The sequence below is a fragment of the Vibrio sp. ABH4_348 genome (assembly GCF_056159765.1).
Window position 1 is genome coordinate 1,953,049 of the sequence record NZ_JBSWVW010000001.1, and the last position, 15,969, is coordinate 1,969,017.

Genomic DNA, 15,969 nt, shown 5'->3' on the forward strand with positions numbered 1-15,969 from the left:
AGAACTGGCAGCTATATTTTATCTGCCAGTTCTATCCCTTCACAAATAGCGCGAGCCGCGTCTAGCTCCGTTGCGCGTTTTGCTCCTCCAATGACAAGTTGCTCATCACTGTCATTTCCCTCAATTGGTATCGACTCCTGACCAGTACACACAATCACTTGCTTCACTTTAATAAGCTCAGTTTGGTCTTGATGCTGAATCATCACACCCTCAGGAGTTAGCGATAATACTTGAACGCCGCTGAGCATGATGACGCCACGCCGGTTTAACGTTGCTTGATGAATCCATCCCGTTGTCTTGCCCGGACCACGCCCGACTTTACCTGCGCTGCGTTTTAACAAGAACACTTTTCGAGTCTTGAAGGAATTTGTAGTAACGCCTGCGGCTGGACCAAGTCCACCTCTCACCTTTTCATCCCGACTAATTCCCCATTCTTGCTCGAACTTATGGTGCAAGTCGGATAGATGTTCACTGTTTATTTCTTTTTCTGACAGAGGTTCTGTTAGCAAAGTCGCGACATCGACACCCACGCCACCAGCACCAATTATCGCAACTTCATCACCTAGTTGTTGATGTTGCAAAATGGCCTGTTGGTAATCGAGTACAGGTATCGCATCAAGATCTGCTTTGATATTGGGCATTTTTGGCCTAACTCCTGTAGCCCAAACCACGCGATCAAATTCGATATTTTGGTCACCGGATTGATAACTTTGCCCTAAGCACCAATTCACACCCATCCGTTCAAGCTCATGGTGGAAATATCTTAGAGTTTCATCAAATTCTTGTTTACCGGGAATCTTTCGAGCGTAATTAAGCTGGCCACCAATCTGTTGGTTGGTATCAAATAGCCATACTAGGTGGCCGCGCTCTAGCAGTCGTTTGGCGCAAGACAGCCCAGCGGGTCCTGCGCCAACAACGGCGACTTTCTTAACTGACTGAGCGGGTTTTAGCTGCCATTTTTTATCAGGCAATGCCATGGGGTTCACCAAACAACTGGCTTTTTTGCCCTTAAATACCTTATCCAGACAAGATTGATTGCAACCAATACACGTGTTGATCCGCTTCGTTTGTTCCGACTGAACTTTATTCACAAACTCAGGGTCGGCAAGATACGGCCGAGCCATAGATACCATATCCGCCTGCCCCGTTTGGATAAGATGCTCCGCGATTTCTGGGGTATTGATTCGATTGCAAGCGACAACAGGAATACTCGTCGCCTGTTTTAGTTTGCCTGTTAACCAAGCAAACTGAGCGCGAGGAACTTGAGTGGCAATGGTGGGAATTCGCGCCTCATGCCAACCAATACCAGAGTTGAACAAAGAAACACCGATATTTTCTAGTAATGCTGCTAATTGAATGACCTCTTGCCAATGACTGCCCTGCTCTACCAAATCAACCAAAGAAAGACGAAAAATCACGATGAAGTCTTGCCCGACGTGACCTTTTACTCGCTTGACCACCTCGGTTGCAAATCGAAAACGATTTTCGCTGCAACCACCCCAATGATCTTGCCTTTGATTGGTTCTCGGGGACAAGAACTGATTGATCAAATACCCCTCTGATCCCATCAACTCGACACCATCATACCCTGCCTGCTTCGCCAATTCGGCACTGTGCGCAAACTGGTTTAGTGTATTTTCAATCTCTGAATTCGACATTTCTGAAGGGGCAAAGCGATTGATTGGCGCCTTAATTGCGCTCGCCGATTGGCACCAAGGATGATAAGCATAACGCCCGGCATGCAGCAATTGCAGGACAATCTTGCAATCATACTCATGTACAGTCTTGGTTATGATGCGATGTTTGTGAACATGCCAAGCATGACTAAACTCGGCACTAAACGGACTGAGCCGCCCCCTAAAGTTGGGAGAAAAGCCCCCTGTTATTATCAGCCCGACTCCGCCAGCAGCCCTAGCTCGATAAAACTCCCCCAACTTGTTTAAGGAACCAAATTGCTCCTCTAAACCGACATGCATCGAGCCCATCAGATAGCGATTTTTGATTGTGGTGAAGCCAAGATCCAGAGGTTGTAAGCTGCTGAGCATCAGATACCTCAAAGTGGTAAGTGCATCGTCGGTCGCTCTTTGACCAGAATAGTCACAAAACTCAGTACTATCAATTCAGTCAAACAGGTCAAAAGGCGTTATGCTTTATACCAAAGGTACTCAGAGGCCAAGTTAGGCAAAATTGTGCTTGTAACTCGGTCAGGAAATGTCATAAAGCCGAGTGCCAATGGCTAGAGCCCTTTGGTTTTTCTGTGGTTTTTAAGTAGGATGTTGGCTGCCCTACAGATCTTGTTGGAATAAGAATGAAATCTATCTTCAAATTTATAGGTATGATTTTCAAAGGCTTTTGGAAACTCATAACTTTTATACGTCTTGCGCTAGTGAATGTGCTCTTTTTGGTATCCATTGGCATCATTTACTTTGCCTATACGCAAGCGGATGGCGGCAATAAACAAGCGCCCGAGCCTTCGGCGCTGATACTCAATTTAACCGGCCCGATCGTTGAACAAGCTACTTATGTCAACCCTATGGACTCAATTACTGGGGCTATGTTGGGCGCCGAGTTACCGACCGAAAACGTGCTTTACGATGTCGTGGAAACCATTCGACACGCGCAACACGACCCGAATATCACGGGTATTGTGCTTGGTTTAAGTGAAATGCAGGAAGCCAACCTCACTAAACTTCGTTACATCGCAAAAGCGCTTAATGAATTTAAGACGTCTGGCAAACCTGTGTACGCAGTAGGTGCTTTCTTCTCGCAAAGCCAATACTATCTGGCAAGTTATGCTGACAAAATTTACATGGCGCCTGATGGTGCTGTGTTGCTGCGCGGATACAGCGCGTACTCCATGTACTACAAAACCCTGCTTGAAAAATTGGATGTCACCACACACGTATTCAGAGTTGGCTCTTACAAAACAGCAATTGAGCCGTTTATTCGTGATGATATGTCGGACGAAGCCAAAGAATCTGCGTCCAACTGGTTAGGGCAACTTTGGGGCGCATATGTCGACGATGTAGCGGCAAATCGTCAAATCGACCCGGCAGTTTTGTCTCCAAACATGGAAGATTTAATTGAACGAATGGAAGCTGCCAATGGCGACCTTGCTCAACTTGCATTGAATCTAGGCTTGGTAGACGAACTTGCGACGCGTCAGCAATTTAGAACCACCTTCGCCGAAGAATTTGGTAGTAATGGTGTCGATAGTTACAAAGCGATTACCTACTACGAATACAAGCGCTCCGTCTCTCCTACCCTTGAGCCCACTACCGATGACATCGCTATTGTTGTGGCAAGCGGCACCATAATGGATGGCTCACAACCTCGCGGCACCATTGGCGGTGACACTATCGCCGGTCTGTTGCGTGATGCGCGCAATGACGATCAAGTAAAAGCTGTGGTACTTCGCGTTGATAGTCCAGGGGGCAGCGCGTTTGCATCGGAGGTAATTCGCAATGAAATTGAGGCACTGAAAGCTGCTGGTAAGCCAGTGGTCGCTTCGATGTCGAGTCTTGCTGCTTCCGGTGGTTACTGGATTTCAATGAACGCAGATAAAATCGTCGCTCAACCAACGACTCTAACCGGCTCTATTGGCATTTTCTCTGTGTTAACGACATTTGAAAAAGGTCTCAACAAGATTGGTGTTTATACCGATGGTGTCGGTACATCTCCTTTATCAGGGGTTGGCTTTACCACAGGCTTATCAGACGGCGCGACACAACTTCTACAAATGGGTATTGAACACGGCTATAGTCGCTTTGTTAACTTAGTGAGCGAAGCACGTAGTTTGCCGGCTAACCAAATGGATGATGTCGCTCAGGGGCGTGTCTGGACTGGCCAAGATGCACTCGCCAACGGTCTGGTCGATAAGTTAGGCGATTTTGACGACGCCATCATGCTGGCAGCTGAGTTGGCCGAGTTAGACAGCTTTAATCTTTACTGGGTTGAAGAGCCGTTGAGCCCTGCACAACAATTCCTGAAAGATTTCTTAGGAGAAGTACGTGTCAGTTTGGGTTTAGATCTATCAAGTCTGATTCCTCAGTCTTTGTTACCTGTGGTATCTCAAGTATCAGCTGATTTGTCATTGCTCGACCAGCTAAACGACCCTAAAGGACATTACTCCTTGTGCTTGTCATGTAGCGTGAACTAGCGACAAGTTTTACACTCAGTCTCTTCAAGCGGGCCTCAGAGTCCGCTTTTTTATTTCACTGATTTTTATTCTTAAATCAGTAATAAACATTGGGTTCAACTCACACGCTGATATAATCAACCAATAGACTTTGGTATTTTCGATATTGGTATGAATAGAAAGCACATTTATATTGCCTACACGGGTGGCACCATCGGCATGCAAAAATCTTCGCACGGCTACGTGCCTGTCGCCGGTTTTATGGAAAAGCAGCTTGCCAGTATGCCCGAGTTTCACCGACCAGAAATGCCACAGTATACCATTCATGAATACGAGCCGCTGATTGACTCTTCAGATATGGCGCCTAAAGATTGGCAACAAATCGCCAACGATATTCGTGATAACTACGAAAAATACGATGGATTTGTGATTTTACACGGTACCGATACCATGGCGTACACCGCCTCGGCACTGTCATTCATGTTTGAAAACCTGTCAAAGCCAGTGATCGTTACTGGTTCTCAAATTCCGCTGGCGGAATTGCGTTCCGATGGACAAGCTAACTTATTAAATGCGCTGCACATCGCCGCTAATTACCCTATCAATGAAGTCACGCTGTTTTTCAACAACAAACTGATGCGTGGCAATCGAAGCACCAAATCTCATGCCGACGGCTTCAATGCCTTCACTTCTCCCAACCTGCCCCCTCTATTAGAAGCCGGGATCAATATCCAAGTTGGCAATCACGCGGTGGTGAATCATCAGCCAGATGGAGAGTTTAAGGTCCACACCATCACTCCCCAGCCCGTAGGTGTTATCACCATGTACCCAGGTATTTCGCATGAGGTGATTCGCAATACTTTGCGCCAGCCAGTCAATGCTATGATTTTATTGACTTTTGGTGTTGGTAACGCACCACAAAATCCCGAACTTCTCGCCCACTTACAAGAGGCCTCAGAGCGTGGAGTGATTGTGGTTAATTTAACTCAGTGCTTGGCAGGAAAAGTGAACATGGGTGGTTACGCAACGGGTTGTGCTCTAGCAGATTCAGGCGTGATCAGTGGTTACGATATGACACATGAAGCCGCATTGGCCAAATTGCACTTTTTACTCAGTCAAAACCTAAGCTATGCTGAAATTCAGGAGCAAATGCAGATGGTACTGCGCGGTGAAATGAGCATGTGATCTTGGTTCACAAGAACGTCACCTCAAAATGCAACAAACCAAAAAATGGCACTTTGAAGTGCCATTTTTAGACATGTGAGCTGTTTCAATATTGCGACAACAGTCAGTTTTTAGTTACTCTTCGTTTGGATTAACACGAACGATATCTTGTTGATCTGATTGAAATTGCTTTTTCAATTCCGCTTTAGATTTAAAGCTAATTTCACCGCCTTGTGCAACCGTCATATGTTGAGCATCGGCATTGTGTTTCGCTTGGTACAGCATTACAGCTTGCATACAGGAATCGCGTTGCTGTTGGGACAATTCCGTTCCCTCAGGCCATTTACCTGTTTCCACAGCATACAAAAGTCTCTCATAGGCTTCAGGAGTAATTGAATTTACAAGTTGGTCTACATCCATGGTGTATCCTTATACTTATTGGAATAGTTATCGGATTTATTATACGCAAACCAAAAGAGATTCAGTAAACAAAGATTTGAATTTCACGACAACGACGAAAGTTCGCAATTCTGCGCTGAACAGGCTCGTGATTTCCAATTAAAACTAAGGCTAGTTAAGAATGATAAACCCAATAAAAACGTTCGGAATCTTATGTCTTGTGTCAGTGCTTACTGGCTGTTTTGAAATGAACCGGAATACGGAGCAACTCTGTAACAACACCCCGGAATTGCGATGTGAAATGCTCAATCTCAACGATGGTCAATGTCGTGTTCCCAGAACAGATTTAATTTGGCATCGATTTGAAGTGCACAAAAATCCGAGTGATGAAAATAAAATTCAAGAATACTACCTGGTTAGTGAATACAAAAAATGTCTTGAACTGGCTTCACAAATCCAAGCCATTGACCAGACTGAGCTAAAACAGAATCGTTTTAAAGCACTGGTACATTCCGGTAAAGAATTAGAACGACTAGAAATGGAACTTGCTCAATCCAAACGTCCCGAAGCGCTTTACTTTTTGTGGAGCCAAACGGGTAGCGAGCAGGCCAAACGTGCCTTTTTACAAATGGAAGGAAAGCCAGTTTTAGATACGCCAGAAATGCAATACGCTTTAGCAACTTTCTATACCAGTCGCGATCAACACAAAACTATCGACTTGCTTGATCGCGCTTTGTCACTATCCAAAAATAAAAATGTTAACCCGGAAATTATAAAATCCTTGGCCAGTATCCATTATCAATTGGGTAACAAAGAGGCGGCGTATTTATGGGGTAAAGTAGCAGAAGAGTACGATATACCTCTGATATCAAAAAAAGAAATGCAGCTCCTCTACGGGTTTAATGACGTACAATACGACGCATTGAATCAATTGGCTGAGCAGGTATATGACGCATTGGGTGGCGGAAATTACGATCCCAAACTCGTCCCTCAGCTAAAGTGATCTGAGTTTATCCCAATAAAATCAAATTGGTTGAAAGTAAAGCAAATAAAAGTGGCGCTGTATGCGCCACTTTTTAATTATTTGTTGAAAATTAACGACACTGAATTTACACAAAAGCGTTCACCGGTTGTCGCCGGTCCATCCGGAAAAACATGCCCTAAATGGCTGTCACATTGGTTGCAACGGATCTCAGTTCTTACCATTCCGTGACTTGTATCACTCAAGTATCGAATCGAATCTTCTGCTATTGGCGCGTCAAAACTCGGCCAACCACAGCCAGAGTCGTACTTATTTTCCGATGAAAATAATGGGGCGTCGCAGCATACGCAGTGATATATGCCCGTCTCTTTATTATGCAGTAGTTTGCCCGAATAAGGGGCTTCGGTGCCTTGCAGTCTACACACCCGATATTCTTCTTCACTTAGCTTCTCACGCCAGTATTCATCTGGCTTCTCGACTTTTTTTGATTCTTGTTTCACTGAGGCATACCTCGTACATTGGCTGAAAAAATTGACCCTGTAATTTTGAAAAACTTGCTAATTCGGGCCTTTGTAGCACATACTTTTTTACCTGCCTTTTTGCGCTAGACGGATTATACCGCAATCAGGCATTTCCCTTATTTTACGATAATGGGTGAGGTAAAAGTACAGATTCCAACGGTCGGATCGGGCAATTTTTGTGCGACATGAAAAAAAGCGACGCTTTTTTTTGACTTTAAACAAGTTAAATCCGTTTTTTGGTTGCAGACCTGTTACGAATTCTGTAATTTTACTACCAGTTATCTTTCATCAGAAATTAAGTTGTGGAGCAACTATAATGACTATTAAAGTAGGTATTAACGGTTTTGGCCGTATCGGTCGTTTCGTATTCCGTGCAGCGCAAGAGCGCAACGACATCGAAGTTGTAGGTATTAACGACCTTATCGACGTAGAATACATGGCATACATGCTGAAGTACGACTCAACTCACGGCCGTTTCAACGGTACTGTAGAAGTTGAAGGCGGTAACCTAATCGTTAACGGCAAAACTGTTCGCGTTACAGCTGAGCGTAACCCTTCAGACCTTAAGTGGGACGCAATCGGTGTAGACGTTGTTGCTGAAGCTACTGGTCTTTTCCTAACAGACGAAACTGCTCGTAAGCACATCGAAGCTGGCGCGAAGAAAGTTGTTCTAACTGGTCCTTCTAAAGACGCTACTCCAATGTTCGTAATGGGCGTTAACCAAGATACTTACGCTGGTCAAGACATCGTTTCTAACGCTTCTTGTACTACTAACTGTCTTGCTCCTATCGCAAAAGTTCTTAACGACGAGTTCGGCATCGAATCTGGTCTGATGACAACAGTTCACGCTACTACAGCGACTCAAAAAACTGTAGATGGTCCTTCAGCTAAAGACTGGCGTGGTGGTCGTGGTGCTTCTCAGAACATCATCCCATCTTCAACTGGTGCAGCTAAAGCAGTAGGCGTTGTTCTTCCAGAGCTAAACGGCAAACTAACTGGTATGGCTTTCCGCGTACCAACTGCTAACGTTTCTGTAGTTGACCTAACTGTTAACCTTAAGAAAGGTGCTTCTTACGAAGCTATCTGTGCAGCGATGAAGTCAGCTTCTGAAGGCGCTCTTAAAGGTGTTCTAGGTTACACTGAAGACCAAGTTGTTTCTCAAGACTTCATCGGCGAAGTTCAAACTTCAGTATTCGATGCTAAAGCAGGTATCGCACTAACTGATAACTTCGTTAAAGTTGTATCTTGGTACGACAACGAAATCGGTTACTCAAACAAAGTTCTAGACCTAATCGCTCACATCTCTAAGTAATGTAAGCTTTAGGCTATGAAGATAAAAGGCGACGTTGAGTCGCCTTTTTTGTTTTTTGCATTTGGAGCATTTGTTTTATGGATTACTACGCACTTACTGCAACTCAAGCCCTTTCAGATTATGTCACTATCGCGACCCTTGATGGCGTCTCTCTAGTTCGTATCCAACATCCTCTCGCTAAAGCGGCAATTTCTCTGCACGGCGGACATGTCATTTCATTTCAACCTGAAGGTAAACCAGACCTGATTTGGATGAGTGACAAAGCAAATTACGATGGCAAAGCAGCATTGAGAGGCGGCATTCCGGTTTGTTGGCCTTGGTTTGGTCGAATCGCAGCGCCTGCTCATGGTTTTGCCCGTAGCCAAACATGGAAATTCCTTGAACACAGAGAAAGCGACAAAGGCGTTATTGTTGAGATCGGGTTAAATGCCTCTGAAGAAAGCCTAGCCATTTGGCCTAATCAATTCGAACTGCGTCTGCAAGTTGAAGTGGGTGAACAACTGATCACTCGCCTAATTGTTAACAACGTAGATACCAAGCCATGGCATTTCTCTGGTGCGCTGCACAGTTACCTTAACATTGGTGATATTGACCAAATTGAGATTTCTGGAATGGGTCCTGAATTCATCGACGGTTTGAAAGAAAACCAAATTGGTCAAGGTGGCGAAACACTTGAGATTCACGAGTCATTTGACCGTGTCTATACTCAACCACAAGATACCGTTTCAATTAAAGATAAGTCACTTGACCGTACTATTGAGATTACCAACTCTGGTCACAATAGCGCTGTGATTTGGAACCCTTGGTTGGAAGTCGCCCAAAGTATGGCTGATATGGATGACAACGGATACCAAACCATGGTTTGTGTCGAATCCACCATTCACGCCCCGACGATCGAAGACGGAATTACTCTACAACCCGGCGAGTCGCATACGCTATCAACTGTTATCTCGAGTAAATAGCGAAAAAATCGAGTGGCCTTGTTCTAGGTCACTCAATTCCCTACTGATTCTTTTATCATCAATCAACCATTCATCCTCGTTTATCGCTTGCATTATAAGTGACGCCAATGCGATAAAGACCAACCTTAAAGACCGTACTTTTTAGTGTTGTACTTTTGGTTGTTGTTAACGTCAACGTTAATTGACGCCACAAGAATCTAATCAGGAACCATTCAATGGCCAACTATCAAAACAAGTCCGTGGGCTTTCAGCTTAAGCTACTACTTTCTTTTAGTTTGCTTACGGCTTTTTCTACAATCGCGTTTTTAGTTTTTAATAATGCCAACCAGCTGTTCACTAGCAAGACACTTCAAGAGCATGAAACGCGAATTGAATCGATAGCCAGGACGGTTGAGGGACAATACAGCGCCTATTTAGAAAACGCTAAGATGTTGGAAACCATGTTTAGAACCCAATATTTGAAAGGGTTACAAACATCTTCTCAATTGAAAACATTTCACGGTCTAGATTTGCGAGATCTTCGAATTGGTTATCTCAGTGTCATTGGTAATGACCGACATGTGGATAGTTTCACTAACGATACTGGTGCAGTGGCCACCGTGTTCGTCAAACATAACAATGACTTTATTCGGGTTGCAACTTCGCTTAAAAATGCACAAGGCGAGCGCGTGTTAGGTACGACTCTAGGCAGTACTCATCCCGGTTACCAAGCACTACTTGCTGGGCAAGCTTTTCATGCCAAGTCCAAACTTTTCGGTCAGGACTATCTGACCTACTACCACCCTATCACGAACAGAAAAGGCGACGTCGTCGGCCTATCTTTTGTTGGTTTAAACCTCAGTGACGTAAGAGAAGAAATTTTCCAGTCTCTTAAGACCATCGGATGGGGTGATACGGGTTACACCATCATATTGGACAATCAAGACAACAGCCGAGGCCAGTACCTTTTGCACCCGACGTTTGGAAATTCTGGAAAATCGATTCTCGACATCACGGATGCAGCAGGCAACCAGCCTTTTAACAAAATTTTTAACGAACAAACTGGGCAAATTGTATTTCCGTGGCAGGGGCAAGATGGTATCTCGGATAAATACTTGGTGTACACAAACATCGAAGGTTGGGACTGGAAGATACTGGGTGGAACCCATCTCTCTGAAGTTACCAAAGGCAGCCAGTCACTGCTGAAGATAATAGTAATGACTTCTTTGGTCATTGCAGTCATCACCTTTGCCACTATCTCCTTAGCGCTACGAAAAATTCTAGTCCCATTAACGACATTGGAAAAGTCTATGGCACGTCTGTCTGATGGAGAGATTTCTGCCAATATACCGGTTTGCAACCGCAGCACTCAGAATCAGATTCTAAAACTGCAAAACTCCGTTGCCTCGATGGCAAAGGAGTTAAATTCCATGGTTACTCAAATTCGTGCCTCCAGCGATCTTGTTAATAACACGGCTCAACAGCTTAGTGAAGATGCAACCCAAAACCTCACTGGTTCTGAACTTCAGCAGCAACACCTGTCACAGATGGTAGCAGCGATTGAAGAAATGTCGGCGTCTGCCAGTACGGTTGCCAATCAAGTTGAAGCGATTGCGTCGGATGTCAACGATGCCAACCAACAAAGTCTCTCTGGCCGTACCCAAGTTGGGCAAGTGACCCAAGAAGTAGCGTTGCTGAACGACATGCTTGACCAATCCTCAAGTGCCATCAATCAAGTATGTAGTGATAGCCGAAACATCCAATCTGTTACTAATATCATTGATGAAATTGCGGAACAAACGAACCTATTGGCGTTAAATGCAGCTATTGAAGCAGCTAGAGCCGGTGAACATGGGCGCGGTTTCGCAGTGGTTGCCGATGAAGTAAGAAGCTTGGCGCAACGCACCCAACAATCAGTTGAAGATGTGGTAAATATTATCGATACACTTAATCAATCGGCGCAGCAAGCTGTAAATCTGGTCACTAACAGTAAGACTAATGCCCACTCCGCTTTACAACGGGTTCAAGATGCCGATCGTTCATTGGAAGAAATCACCCAAAGCGTTAACAACATCACCCTTCAAGCTGAAACCATTGCCGCCACATCTGAGCAACAAGCTTTGGTTTCCAAAGACATCGCCCAGAGCGCAACAGAGCTTCACAACATTACAATGAGTAATCATGAAAAAACCGTAGAAGCTGCTGCTCAGTCCAAGCAGTTGATCAACGAATCCGACACTTTGAGAAAAAATGTCGAGATGTTTACCTAAGCTTAAATAAGCTAATTGGTGTGTTGTCCAATCGCTACATATAAGTCGCATTTTGGGGCAACACACCGATATTTGGATTTTAATCTCAGCACTTGGTAGACTTCGCGCTGCCTTCTTGCCTAAGACACCCAGTTATGACCTACCAATGCCCCTTATGTCATCAGCCGCTAAATCAGGTTGAAAATCGATTCCAATGCGCCAGCAATCATCAGTTTGATATTGCTAAAGAGGGCTATGTCAACCTCATTCCTCCTCACCATAAACGCTCTAAACAACCAGGTGATAATAAGGAAATGATGCAAGCAAGAAGGCGATTTCTAGAGGCTGACCACTACTCACCGTTAGCAACACTGGTTGCCGAGCTGGCTGATTGCCATACCCCAGAAGCCGGTACTTTGCTCGATATTGGTTGCGGTGAAGGTTACTACACCAGTCGAATTCAAACACAGCTGATGAGCAAACACAGTAAGGTATTTGGATTAGATATTTCAAAAGTTGCCGTTAGATACGCGTCTAAACGCTATGCAGATTGTCAGTTTAGTGTTGCCTCTAGTTATCGTTTGCCATTCAACGACGCTTCAATTGATGCCTTGGTAAGAATCTACGCGCCTTGTAAAGAAGAAGAGCTGCGAAGAGTGGTTAAACCTGGAGGGGTCATTATTACTGTCACCCCGGGGTCAAGGCACCTATTTCAACTTAGAGAAGCCATCTATGGAGATGTGCGTTTACATGATGAGCAAGCTGAAGATCTCAAAGGCTTTACACTTGTCAAACAAGACAAACTTAACTATTCAATGGAGTTAACCGGTCCACTGGCGCATGATCTATTGGAAATGACCCCATTTGCCTGGAAAGCCAAACCTGACTTTAAAACGGAGTTATTCAAACGAGATCACTACCTCTGCGACGCTAGCTTTGTGATCAGTTTGTATCAGCGCGATAACACCTAGCGGCAATGAATCACCTCTTTAACACTGTGTTTCTGACTCTTCGATAACATTAAAATTTCAGTAGTTTCATCTTGGAATTCACTGAGAACCCCTAATTCAGACCGTAACCCGCTGTTTTTGCAAAGTATACGTTTTGAGTCTTTTTTGGTTACATTTGACTTCAAGCGATCCTATTGGGGTTGGCATACTTTTCGCTTTCCATACAACCAAAGACGAAATCGTCGTCAGCAACATTTTGTTGCGTTCAACCCAAAAGAATTATCAAAGTTCGTCTCGGTTCTGCCGATACAAATTTATGAAGATGTTAATAGGAGATGAGTATGACACCAGTAGGAACAGGGCAAACGCCACTTCCCTCGACTCAAAATGTCAAAACTCAAGCGGGCCCTGTTACAACACAATCAGCGCCTGCTCCACTAAAAGTAGAGCAAAATAAGGTGACACTTTCTGAAGAGGGAAAAGCCTTGCTTGCCGCTCTTCAGGAAATAGATAAAGAGTCTCAAGCCAATATGGATGGCAAAAAAAGCGTAGGTGAAAAAGTCGAATCGTTTGCACACGGTGCTTTAGGTATGGACCACCCTGAAGAAATAGAGCAAAAAGAGGACGGTTCATACTCAGCTGGGCAATACCTTTCCGCTGCGGCAACCGTAGGTGGCATATTGCTGGCAATACTCTAATTTGAATTGAGTCAGCTTAGACAAGAGTAAGTCATCCGGTTGGCCTGCCTGAAGTTCGATGGTGTTAGCCCTCAGCAAACTCCATCGAAGTCGCATATCTGCTCGACAGAATGTAGATTTTGATCGAAATTCCATTCTCTACCACAGAGTTAATATGACAAATCAGTTAAATTGAACTATCGCGTTCAATTTAACTGGTGTAGTCGTCCCTATGGAAATCTCTGAAGTTCTTGGCATTATTCTAAACGGTTGGGTAGCCTTGGCCGTACTTATTGTTGTTATTCTGAAAAGTACCGTACGCTTAGTTCCGCAAAATACCGCTCATGTTGTCGAACGTTTTGGGCGTTATAGCAAGACTATGGAAGCGGGTCTAAATTTCATCGTTCCATTTATAGACCGTATCGCCTACAAAAGAACATTAAAAGAGCAAGCATTTGATGTTCCTAGCCAATCAGCTATTACCCGCGACAACATCTCTTTAGTTGTCGACGGTGTTCTTTACATAAAAGTCCTAGACCCATTCAAGGCTTGTTACGGTGTAGATGACTACATCTACGCAATTACGCAATTGGCACAAACTACAATGCGTAGCGAAGTGGGTAAAATGGAACTGGATAAGACTTTCGAAGAAAGAGAAAGCCTAAATACCGCCATCGTCTCTGCTATCAATGAAGCTGCCGCACCTTGGGGTGTTCAGGTATTACGTTACGAAATAAAAGACATAGATCCGCCGCGCTCGGTGCTCGACGCCATGGAACGTCAAATGAAGGCCGAACGTGAAAAACGTGCAGCTATTTTAGAGTCCGAAGGTGAACGACAATCATCAATTAACGTTGCCGAAGGTGAAAAGCAAGCACGAGTGTTAGCAGCAGAAGCAGAAAAATCAGAGCAAATTTTGAAAGCGCAAGGTGAAGCACAAGCCATTTTGGCAGTTGCGGAAGCCCAAGCAGAAGCACTTCGCGTTGTCGGTGAAACTGCGGCTACCGATGAAGGTCAAAAAGCAATTCAGCTGGATTTGGCTGAAAAAGCTATCAACGCCAAACAAGCCATTGCCAAAGAGTCTTCTGTTGTATTGCTACCCGATAGCAACAATAGCGCAGCTAACGTAGTTGCAGAAGCAATGAGTATTATCGGCACTCTCAACAAAGTAGCGAAATAGGAACAAGTTATGTTGGAGTATCTGCAAACACACATGGCGGAAACCACCATAGTAATCGGTTTGGTCTTGCTAGTTATCGAAGCTTGGTTGCTCGGGCTATCCACAATAGTCCTACTTGCCATTGGACTATCAGCCATTGTCACTGGTTCTTTGGCTTACTTTGGCATCATTACTACGGATATAGCCACGTTAGCATCGGGTACGGGCATTGGCGCTGGTGCGTTAACCGTTTTGTTGTGGTTTCCACTTAAGCGGCTACAGAACCGTCCTCGCAGAGAGCTGAATATTCACAGCGACTTCATCGGATTAAAATTTGTGCTTGAGCAAGATTTGCCGAAACGAGGGAGAGCATATGTCATGTATTCAGGTATTCGCTGGGAATTACTTCTATCTCACGAGTGCACACGTGACATCGTCAGTGCTGGCGAAACTGTGATTGTAAAAGGTGTGGAAGTGGGTTCGTTTACTGTAATGCCTCAGGAGACGTCTTCACAGGATTCAGCGACATAGGACCAAGTAACCAGTTGCGCTAAAACTTATCGGGAAGATCAATCACATGGTCTTCCCAATCTACTACGTCAATCTCATACACCACCTGCCCTCGAACACTTTCTCCTGCTCTGTGCATTGCTGTCTTTGAACCTGTGATTAAAGGGTGCCAACCAGGCAGTTCATCCCCTTCGGCCAAACGACGATAAGCGCAAGTACGAGGTAGCCAGTGAAACTCTGATATTTTGTCTCGTGTCAGCTTCAAACACGCCTCTCCTGATTCAAACCGGTTGGGGTAATCTTTACAAGAGCAGGTTTCTTGGTTCAGCCAACTACAGGCAACGTTGGTGTAAAAGACTTCTTCCGTCTCGTCGTCCATCAACTTGTGCAAACAACATTTACCACAACCGTCACAAAGAGACTCCCACTCGGTTTCACTCATTTGTTCTAGTGTTTTTTCTTGCCAAAAAGCCATGGAAATCTCAGCGGTCGATACAAGCAATAATTAGGTTCGGCTTTATACTCCTCTAGGATAGTTAATGCAAGTCAGTATACTTTCCAAGCAGGCACCAAACTTGTAACGTTTGACTCATCGTCAACGGCACACTAGACTCGCTGCCTTGTTTTTTCCCCAACCAAACGGTGAATTATGGATTGCAGATTAGGTTGTGGTGCGTGCTGCATCGCACCAAGTATTAGCTCAGCCATTCCCGGCATGCCTGATGGCAAGCCCGCAGGTGTTCGCTGTATTCAGCTCAATGATGAAAATCTTTGCAAGCTGTTTGGTGACGATTCGCGCCCTCAAGTCTGCTTACAGTTTGCACCCTGCGAAATCGTTTGTGGCGCAACCAATGACCAAGCCATGGCCACCCTCAATGAGCTTGAAGTGATTACAATCCAATAGGTTACGAAGGCAAAATTCGTCTTTGCTAGACTCGACACAAAATTTGGTCACCCCGTCACAATT

At 44.7% G+C, this 15,969-nt stretch carries 15 protein-coding genes; 11 read left to right on the forward strand and 4 right to left on the reverse strand.

Going from position 1 to position 15,969, the window contains the following annotated elements:
- Positions 1–11: 11 nt before the first annotated feature.
- Entirely contained in the window at positions 12–2,045 is a 2,034-nt protein-coding gene (locus ACXAFJ_RS08955) for a 2,4-dienoyl-CoA reductase FMN-binding domain-containing protein (protein WP_475322887.1), read from the reverse strand.
- 263 nt (positions 2,046–2,308) lie between these two features.
- Between ACXAFJ_RS08955 and sppA the strand changes: the two genes are divergently transcribed.
- Positions 2,309–4,159, forward strand: a complete 1,851-nt coding sequence (gene sppA / locus ACXAFJ_RS08960) for a signal peptide peptidase SppA (protein WP_475322888.1) — start codon at positions 2,309–2,311, stop codon at positions 4,157–4,159.
- A 150-nt stretch (positions 4,160–4,309) separates the two neighbouring features.
- Positions 4,310–5,323 (forward strand): asparaginase, encoded by a 1,014-nt coding sequence (ansA, locus tag ACXAFJ_RS08965; protein WP_475322889.1) that lies wholly within the window; start codon positions 4,310–4,312, stop codon positions 5,321–5,323.
- A gap of 114 nt (positions 5,324–5,437) precedes the next feature.
- On the opposite strand, the gene ACXAFJ_RS08970 is transcribed toward ansA, so the two are convergent.
- Complete coding sequence (locus tag ACXAFJ_RS08970) at positions 5,438–5,722, reverse strand: YeaC family protein (RefSeq protein WP_475322891.1); 285 nt, start codon at positions 5,720–5,722, stop codon at positions 5,438–5,440.
- A gap of 160 nt (positions 5,723–5,882) precedes the next feature.
- On the opposite strand from ACXAFJ_RS08970, the gene ACXAFJ_RS08975 reads away from it, so the two are divergent.
- The gene (locus ACXAFJ_RS08975) at positions 5,883–6,704 is read left to right on the forward strand and encodes a DUF2989 domain-containing protein (protein WP_475322893.1); all 822 of its coding nucleotides are present in this window, start codon (positions 5,883–5,885) and stop codon (positions 6,702–6,704) included.
- Positions 6,705–6,781: 77 nt separating this feature from the next.
- On the opposite strand, the gene msrB is transcribed toward ACXAFJ_RS08975, so the two are convergent.
- A complete protein-coding gene (gene msrB, locus ACXAFJ_RS08980; RefSeq protein WP_475322894.1) occupies positions 6,782–7,183 on the reverse strand; it encodes a peptide-methionine (R)-S-oxide reductase MsrB in 402 nt (133 codons plus the stop codon).
- A 337-nt stretch (positions 7,184–7,520) separates the two neighbouring features.
- On the opposite strand from msrB, the gene gap reads away from it, so the two are divergent.
- The 7 genes from gap to ACXAFJ_RS09015 all read left to right on the forward strand — a co-directional run bounded on the left by gap (position 7,521) and on the right by ACXAFJ_RS09015 (position 15,023).
- On the forward strand, positions 7,521–8,516 hold the full coding sequence (gap, locus tag ACXAFJ_RS08985; RefSeq protein ID WP_475322896.1) for a type I glyceraldehyde-3-phosphate dehydrogenase: 996 nt from the start codon (positions 7,521–7,523) through the stop codon (positions 8,514–8,516).
- Between the two features lie 77 nt (positions 8,517–8,593).
- On the forward strand, positions 8,594–9,478 hold the full coding sequence (locus ACXAFJ_RS08990) for a D-hexose-6-phosphate mutarotase (RefSeq protein WP_475322897.1): 885 nt from the start codon (positions 8,594–8,596) through the stop codon (positions 9,476–9,478).
- Positions 9,479–9,693: 215 nt separating this feature from the next.
- Positions 9,694–11,727: a methyl-accepting chemotaxis protein gene (locus tag ACXAFJ_RS08995; RefSeq protein WP_475322899.1), complete on the forward strand. Its 2,034-nt coding sequence runs from the start codon at positions 9,694–9,696 to the stop codon at positions 11,725–11,727.
- A 134-nt stretch (positions 11,728–11,861) separates the two neighbouring features.
- The gene (rlmA, locus tag ACXAFJ_RS09000; RefSeq protein WP_475322901.1) at positions 11,862–12,677 is read left to right on the forward strand and encodes a 23S rRNA (guanine(745)-N(1))-methyltransferase; all 816 of its coding nucleotides are present in this window, start codon (positions 11,862–11,864) and stop codon (positions 12,675–12,677) included.
- Between the two features lie 320 nt (positions 12,678–12,997).
- The gene (locus tag ACXAFJ_RS09005) at positions 12,998–13,354 is read left to right on the forward strand and encodes a hypothetical protein (RefSeq protein WP_475322902.1); all 357 of its coding nucleotides are present in this window, start codon (positions 12,998–13,000) and stop codon (positions 13,352–13,354) included.
- A 211-nt stretch (positions 13,355–13,565) separates the two neighbouring features.
- Entirely contained in the window at positions 13,566–14,513 is a 948-nt protein-coding gene (locus ACXAFJ_RS09010) for an SPFH domain-containing protein (RefSeq protein WP_475322903.1), read from the forward strand.
- 9 nt (positions 14,514–14,522) lie between these two features.
- Complete coding sequence (locus ACXAFJ_RS09015; protein ID WP_475322905.1) at positions 14,523–15,023, forward strand: NfeD family protein; 501 nt, start codon at positions 14,523–14,525, stop codon at positions 15,021–15,023.
- Between the two features lie 19 nt (positions 15,024–15,042).
- Here the strand turns inward: ACXAFJ_RS09015 and ACXAFJ_RS09020 are convergent, their stop codons facing one another.
- Complete coding sequence (locus ACXAFJ_RS09020; protein ID WP_475324095.1) at positions 15,043–15,483, reverse strand: YcgN family cysteine cluster protein; 441 nt, start codon at positions 15,481–15,483, stop codon at positions 15,043–15,045.
- Between the two features lie 168 nt (positions 15,484–15,651).
- Between ACXAFJ_RS09020 and ACXAFJ_RS09025 the strand changes: the two genes are divergently transcribed.
- Positions 15,652–15,906 carry a YkgJ family cysteine cluster protein gene (locus ACXAFJ_RS09025; protein WP_475322907.1) on the forward strand — a complete coding sequence of 85 codons (255 nt, stop codon included), beginning with the start codon at positions 15,652–15,654 and terminating at the stop codon, positions 15,904–15,906.
- Positions 15,907–15,969: the final 63 nt, after the last annotated feature.